A 6929-nucleotide genomic window follows, 5' to 3' on the forward strand; every position below is an offset into this window, starting at 1 on the left:
GCATCCTTGCCTATAGTGACGCCGGATAGATTTAAGCAAGCCCAAAATTCATCAAAATGAGTGTTGCAAAAACGAGGGTGACCATAGAGATTTTTGACGTTCATAAGTAACATTCTCCGAATGAGTATGGCTATAATATGCAACCAAGAAAATACGCTCCGAAACTACATGTCATATTAGATATTACGATAGGAGTTATATGGGATATCATTAATATCCCTAAAATATTAAATCAATCATGATTTATAGCCGTAATGTAATAGCGTTTTATAAGCAACATCACTACGGTACATTCAGTTAATATCTAGATTTACATTTCGTCAAATAAAATAGAAAAAATATTTTTTATTTCAAAGTTAAATAATTAAAATCGATCTAATCCATATTTGATTTTATCTAATTAACATTTGGCTTAGCATAAATTTAAATATTATTAAACAACTTTAAAGACAGAATATAAACTATAGAAAAGTTTATATTCTAACGTCATAGAATAATAATAAAAACACATATCCATAGAGCTAACTAAATTTAAATAATATATTCATGATCAGTGAAAATTACCATCAATTAAATTCACCTCTAGAAATATAGGTAACTTCGCCAAACAACTATCTCTGAATTAGGTAAAAAAAGGTTCACATATGAAATAATGAATATATATTAAAAATTCTCAGTGATGAAACGGAGAGAAAGGTAATCACCTTGATAACTAATATTCATAATAAACTGGATAAAAGAAAATCATTATTATAGGCTAGAGTAATTATGAACAAATAGTATCTAATTGAGATAATATTCAATTAGATACTATTATTATAAAATAAACAATAGAATTAAAGTAAAAAAATCTCTTATCATTAATTAGAGATAATATTTACCTTCAATAAATTATCCGCAGCAGGGATACGATCATGAAAGATATTAAACCTAATTTCCACATTCCTAAAATCAATACAAAGAATATTGTCATCATGAGTAGAAATAGAGATTTAATTCATTATCTTTACCCCTGCACATTTTATAAATCGTTATGATTAAGATAAATCTGACGAAATTTTTTGAATTGCATCAAGAGCACACTGTTGGTCTAAAGAACCACTCGGTGCGCCACCAATACCAATTGCGCCAATCACTTCATTACCAGATTTAACCGGAACACCTCCACCAAGTAATAAGAAGCCTGGAATATCCCCTAAATATTGAGCGCCAAGATTTGATTGCGCCGTTTTCATGACGTCCTCTGACGTTCTCTGGGTAGATAACGCGGTATAAGCTTTCATTTTACTCGCCTCAACAGTATGCAACCCGGCTTTATCCATACGCTGAACCGCTTTCAAAACCCCACTTTTATCAATAACAGAAACCGCCACGTTATAATTATTCGATTGACAAGACTGAATTGCCTCAGAAGCTAATTTATTTGCTATCTCAAGGGTAATATTACGTTCAGTAATTAGTGATGAAGCAAAAGCCGTTTGAGCGAATAAACCTGCTGCCAGTACAGTATAGAAAAGAGAATGTTTCATAGGTAAACCTCATTAAGTTTAAGTTGATGAATTATCCTGTTCTAACTTAATGAGGTTTATCGGCTATAGCTATTCGGCCAATTACTTATTCGACTCAGTAGAAATACTTAGTCATAAGATAATGACTTAAATAATTCATACTCTTTGACTAACTGCGGTAAAGAGTGTATATCCAATTTATGAAATATATTAGCACGATGAACCTCAATAGTACGTGGTGATAACGATAACTGTTGAGCAATTTGTTTACTGGTTTTACCTTCTAAAATAATTTTCATCACTTCCCTTTCACGTTCAGACAACTGGCTGAATTTCGTTTTTAATTGTTCATATATCTGACGTTGCTTAAATACTTTCTGATGAAATAATAATGCACTTGAAACTGTTTCAATTAATAAATCTGCATCAATAGGTTTGGTTAAAAACTCGAAAGCGCCGTTCTTAAAAGCACGACGACAAATATCAATATTTCCGTGTCCGGTCATGATAATGACCGGTAATGTACTATTGAGTTTCAATAGATCTGCCTGCAATGCCAATCCAGGTTTTCCCGGCATACGAATATCCAATAAAATACATCCCTGAAGCGCTGTAATATTCTTGCTACCAATTTCATCAAGAAATTCTTGCGCACCAGGAAATGAATTTACCTGCCAATTCATTGTTTCTAATAACATAGATAATGAATCACGGATCGCTTCGTCATCATCAATAAGATAAATCACTGCCGCCATTATTTCTCCTCACCTTTATTAGTTGGTAGCCAAATAATAAAACGCGCTCCTCCCGTTTCACAATTTTCAGCATTGATATCACCACCAAGTTTATGAATTAATGTTTCCGTTAACGTCATTCCCAATCCCATACCTTGTTGGCGTGTTGTGAAGAATGGAATAAACACGTTCTTTAAAGCTTCATCACTTAATCCAGGGCCACCATCTGTTATGGTGACTCTTATCATTTCATTAATATAAGTGATATCGATGCAGATCCAATTTTGATATTCTGACTGACCTTGCTCTTGCTGTGCTTGAATGGCATTGCTGATTAAATTATGGAATATTTGCTCAATCCATAACGGCTCGGCAGATATCATCAGCAGCTCATCACAAATATGCTTTATTATTTTTATCTTACCGGCCTTAATTTCATTTTCGAGCAATATCTCAACTCGACCTAATATCGCTTGAATATTTACAGGTTGAAAAATAATACTACCGGCCGTCAGTTTTTGACGATATTGCGTCAATAAATTTGCGATGCGTTGAGTCTGCAAAATTGATGAATCCAATATCGGCATCACTTTATCATATTGCTGTTTTTTCATTAACCGCAATGCGGTTTGGTTATAACTCATAATCGCTGTCAAAGGCTGATTTAATTCATGAACAACACCCGTCGCCACTTCATCCATTGTATTTAAGCGGGTAAATTCAAAGAAACGTGCTCGTAAATCAGAAATTTTCCTCAATCTTTTGTTCTTCTGAATTAAAAAGATAAAACAGATAATCACTGCCCATAAAAAACTCAGGCAAGCAATATAACCCCACGGAAGTTTAGACCATTGTTGGTCGTTACCCACTTTAAGCACAAAAGGCTGAAAACGATTGGTTAACTTTTTCTCCCAGTTCCAAAAATAGTGCTCTTTCTCCAGCCCATAGGTAATCAATGGGCGACTATTCCAATCCAGTTGTACCATCCGAAATTGTGATAATAATGATAGATCTTTCATCAGAATATTGAGATCTATCAATAACCGGATACTATCACGTTTACTATTAAGCCAATATCTTCCTTCTCCCTCTTCACTGATTATAGGGAAGATTAATACATTCATTGGCATCTCTTGCAATCCGACAATTTGCGGAAAGTTTTCCTGTAGCTGATCTAATTCGATATTAGTATCCGTTAGCGATACAATAGCGTCATGTTGTGCCAACTTTTCACTCAGCTCGCGATAAAGAATATTAAATGAAACTGTTTGTTGTTGATAATTCTGATTTAGTGAATGATTAATCATTCCCCAAACAGTCAAACCTGTTAACATAATCCACGCCAAAAAATGCCACATATAATTACCTGAAAAGATATCTTTCATGACGTTAAAACACAGTCAGAATATATAAAGGAAACAGCTTATTAGAGTAAATAAATTCAGAATGGGTAAATTTTAGAGAAAATTTGGCGTTGAGCCGCACATTAAAATTCATTACAGCATAATTATTTCATCAATACATTTTGTAAAATAAATAGCTGGCTACGGTAAATTAAATTCCAACGCTATATTAGTTTTATTCAACTTTTCTAAGCACTTTTCAGTCCTGAATAAAATAATTTTAACAAATAAACCTTGGATAAGGGTTTACGGTAACTTCTGTTAAGACTCTTAATAAAATGTCAAATTTACTGAATAATTTAGGATGATCACTTAACAAATCGACTCTGTGAAATCGTTTGCTTTCCCTTAAAAATCACACTGAGCTCTATATAAATAGCAATATTTATCAAATGGTTATAACAAATTCTCACCATTATTCTATCTTTGACCAGAAAAAACGCTTTACAATCGATAGTGATAATTATTATCATTCGTATCGCTTTCAGATGAACCGTCTTCAGGGTACAGATGAAAGCACGACATTGCTCACATTGCTTCCAGTGTTTACTTTAGCCAGCCGGGTGCTGGCTTTTTTTTATTAATTATTCCAATCGCCAGTTATTCAAAATATTTAAAAATTTAGGTCAGATTTTTAAGCTTTAATGCTATCTCTTCTCAACTAGACTGTAAAAACTATTGAGGAGATTTGAATATGATCCATTTACGCAAAGCATCAGATCGCGGCCATGCCGATCATGGCTGGTTAACTAGCTGGCATACTTTTTCATTTGCCAACTACTATGACGCCAATTTTATGAGTTTCTCAGCGTTGAGAGTGATTAATGAAGATTCCATCCAAGCAGGTCAAGGTTTTGGCGCCCATCCGCATAAAGATATGGAAATACTGACCTACGTTCTTTCCGGCACCGTTGAACACCAGGATAGTATAGGAAATAAAGAACGGGTACCTGCCGGTGAATTCCAAATTATGAGCGCAGGTACCGGTATTCGTCATTCAGAATACAACCCGGACAGAGATCGCCAATTGCATCTATATCAGATCTGGATTAGCCCAAATAAAACAGGCTTAACACCACGTTATGAACAGCGCCGTTTTGATGATGTACAAGGCCGCCAATTGGTGCTCTCGCCTGATGCCCGGGATGGTTCACTGAAAGTATTTCAGGATATGACTTTATGGCGTTGGGTACTTAAGGATCACGAAACCGCCGAATATGTTGCAGAAAAAGGTCGTTATATTTGGATACAAGTCATTCGTGGCGAAGTGACGGTTAATGGCGTCAAAGCCACCACCAGCGATGGTCTGGCTATCCGGGATGAAATCAATCTTCAACTTAACAGCAGCAACGATAGTGAAATATTGTTGTTTGACCTTTCTCCGGCATAAATATCAAATAAGCCTCACCCTAACGGATGAGGCTAAAAAATTCACAATTACAGTTTAGGACCCGCTTTCACTAAAGCTTCCCCCGCCGGGGTATCGGTATATTTATCAAAATTGTCGACAAAACGATGAGCCAAATCTTTCGCCTTCTCTTCCCATTGAGATTTGTCTGTATAAGTCTCACGTGGATCAAGAATATCGGTATCAACACCCGGCAACGCTGTCGGAACCGCCAGATCGAAAATAGGTAATGTAATGGTATCAGCTTCCTCAATATCACCATTTAGGATGGCATCAATGATTCCACGGGTATCCTTAATCGAGATCCGTTTGCCCGTACCATTCCAGCCCGTATTCACCAGATAAGCCTTAGCACCTGCTGCCTGCATACGTTTTACCAATACTTCCGCGTATTGGGTTGGATGCAAAGTCAGGAATGCGGCACCAAAACATGCAGAGAATGTGGGTGTCGGTTCAGTCACACCACGTTCGGTACCTGCCAATTTTGCCGTAAAACCAGATAGGAAGTGATATTGAGTCTGTTCAGGTGTCAAGCGAGATACTGGAGGCAACACACCAAATGCGTCCGCAGTCAGGAAAATGACCTTAGTTGCATGGCCCGCTTTGGAAACCGGCTTAACAATGTTTTCAATATGGTGGATAGGATAAGAAACACGAGTGTTTTCCGTTTTTGAACCATCATTGAAATCAACCGTGCCATCTGTCAGTACAGTAACATTTTCCAGCAACGCATCACGTTTAATCGCATGATAGATATCGGGTTCCGCCTCTTTGGACAGATTGATGGTTTTCGCGTAACAACCCCCTTCAAAGTTGAACACACCATCATCATCCCAACCGTGTTCATCATCACCAATCAGCTTACGTTTTGGATCAGTAGAAAGCGTGGTTTTACCTGTACCGGACAAGCCAAAGAAAACGGCAACGTCCCCTTTTTCACCCACGTTGGCAGAACAGTGCATCGAAGCAACACCTTTCAGTGGCAACAGGTAGTTCATCATAGAGAACATCCCTTTCTTCATTTCACCACCGTACCAAGTACCGCCAATAAGCTGCATACGCTCTTTCAGGTTAAACGCAACAAAGTTTTCAGAGTTCAAACCCTGCTCTTGCCATTGCGGGTTGGTGCATTTTGCACCGTTCATCACAATAAAATCTGGTTTGAACTCAGCCAACTCTTCATCTGACGGGCGGATAAACATGTTTTTAACAAAGTGGGCCTGCCACGCAACTTCTGTAATAAAGCGGACTTTCAATCGTGTATCTGCATTAGCACCACAGAAAGCATCAACTACAAACAAACGTTTGCCTGAAAGCTGTTTAGTTACCAAGCCTTTCAGATGTGTCCACGTTTCCTGCTGTAATGGCTTGTTATCATTTTTACCTTTTCCCTGGTCAGCCCACCATACGGTGTCACAGGTAACATCATCACGAACAATATACTTATCTTTGGGTGAACGACCCGTGAAGATCCCCGTATCGACAGCCACAGCCCCCAGGTTGGTCAGAGTGCCACTCTCGCAGCCTTTGAGTGAAGGTTTAGTTTCTTCTGAAAATAACAGCTCATAGCTTGGATTATAAATAATTTCGTTAACATCATGAATTCCGTAGCCCGCGAGTTCCTGCGGGGTAATGCCTTTAACACTCATGTCATTGCTCCTGGTGGGTAGTCACGCTTTTTCTGTGAGCAATAATAAATAGTTATGATTAATTAACCGCGATAGTTATCAAAAAATTGAAAACCCACTATTTTTTTAAGTTTGATCTCGGGCCAAAAGCACGAAAACAGTTGTGACTGCTCCCCGCCGTAAAAACGGCGAGGCTTCCCACTTCTCAGGCCGCCACCGTCTTTATGACGGATTTACGCTGGCCTCCG

Annotated in this window: 5 protein-coding genes; 1 reads left to right on the forward strand and 4 read right to left on the reverse strand. The window is 37.6% G+C overall.

Annotated features, from left to right (window positions below):
• Window positions 1–1037: 1037 nt before the first annotated feature.
• The 3 genes from Phpb_RS02000 to Phpb_RS02010 all read right to left on the reverse strand — a co-directional run bounded on the left by Phpb_RS02000 (window position 1038) and on the right by Phpb_RS02010 (window position 3600).
• A complete protein-coding gene (locus Phpb_RS02000; RefSeq protein WP_065388948.1) occupies window positions 1038–1529 on the reverse strand; it encodes a GlcG/HbpS family heme-binding protein in 492 nt (163 codons plus the stop codon).
• A 107-nt stretch (window positions 1530–1636) separates the two neighbouring features.
• A complete protein-coding gene (locus tag Phpb_RS02005) occupies window positions 1637–2263 on the reverse strand; it encodes a response regulator transcription factor (RefSeq protein ID WP_065388949.1) in 627 nt (208 codons plus the stop codon).
• Window positions 2263–3600 carry a sensor histidine kinase gene (locus tag Phpb_RS02010; RefSeq protein WP_065388950.1) on the reverse strand — a complete coding sequence of 446 codons (1338 nt, stop codon included), beginning with the start codon at window positions 3598–3600 and terminating at the stop codon, window positions 2263–2265. Before Phpb_RS02010 ends, Phpb_RS02005 begins: the two co-directional genes overlap by 1 nt.
• Window positions 3601–4339: 739 nt before the next feature.
• Here Phpb_RS02010 and Phpb_RS02015 point away from each other — a divergent pair.
• Complete coding sequence (locus tag Phpb_RS02015; protein WP_065388951.1) at window positions 4340–5035, forward strand: pirin family protein; 696 nt, start codon at window positions 4340–4342, stop codon at window positions 5033–5035.
• A gap of 47 nt (window positions 5036–5082) precedes the next feature.
• On the opposite strand, the gene pckA is transcribed toward Phpb_RS02015, so the two are convergent.
• Window positions 5083–6702 carry a phosphoenolpyruvate carboxykinase (ATP) gene (gene pckA / locus Phpb_RS02020; protein ID WP_065388952.1) on the reverse strand — a complete coding sequence of 540 codons (1620 nt, stop codon included), beginning with the start codon at window positions 6700–6702 and terminating at the stop codon, window positions 5083–5085.
• Between the last annotated feature and the right edge of the window lie 227 nt (window positions 6703–6929).

Origin of the sequence: Photorhabdus namnaonensis (assembly GCF_001684335.1) — a bacterium.
GTDB lineage: Bacteria > Pseudomonadota > Gammaproteobacteria > Enterobacterales > Enterobacteriaceae > Photorhabdus > Photorhabdus namnaonensis.

Coding starts and splice junctions, on each gene's coding strand:
- Phpb_RS02015 (WP_065388951.1), top strand. CDS start 4,340: ATGATCCATTTACGCAAAGCATCAGATCGCGGCCATGCCGATCATGGC.
- Phpb_RS02010 (WP_065388950.1), bottom strand. CDS start 3,600: ATGTGGCATTTTTTGGCGTGGATTATGTTAACAGGTTTGACTGTTTGG.
- Phpb_RS02005 (WP_065388949.1), bottom strand. CDS start 2,263: ATGGCGGCAGTGATTTATCTTATTGATGATGACGAAGCGATCCGTGAT.
- pckA (WP_065388952.1), bottom strand. CDS start 6,702: ATGAGTGTTAAAGGCATTACCCCGCAGGAACTCGCGGGCTACGGAATT.
- Phpb_RS02000 (WP_065388948.1), bottom strand. CDS start 1,529: ATGAAACATTCTCTTTTCTATACTGTACTGGCAGCAGGTTTATTCGCT.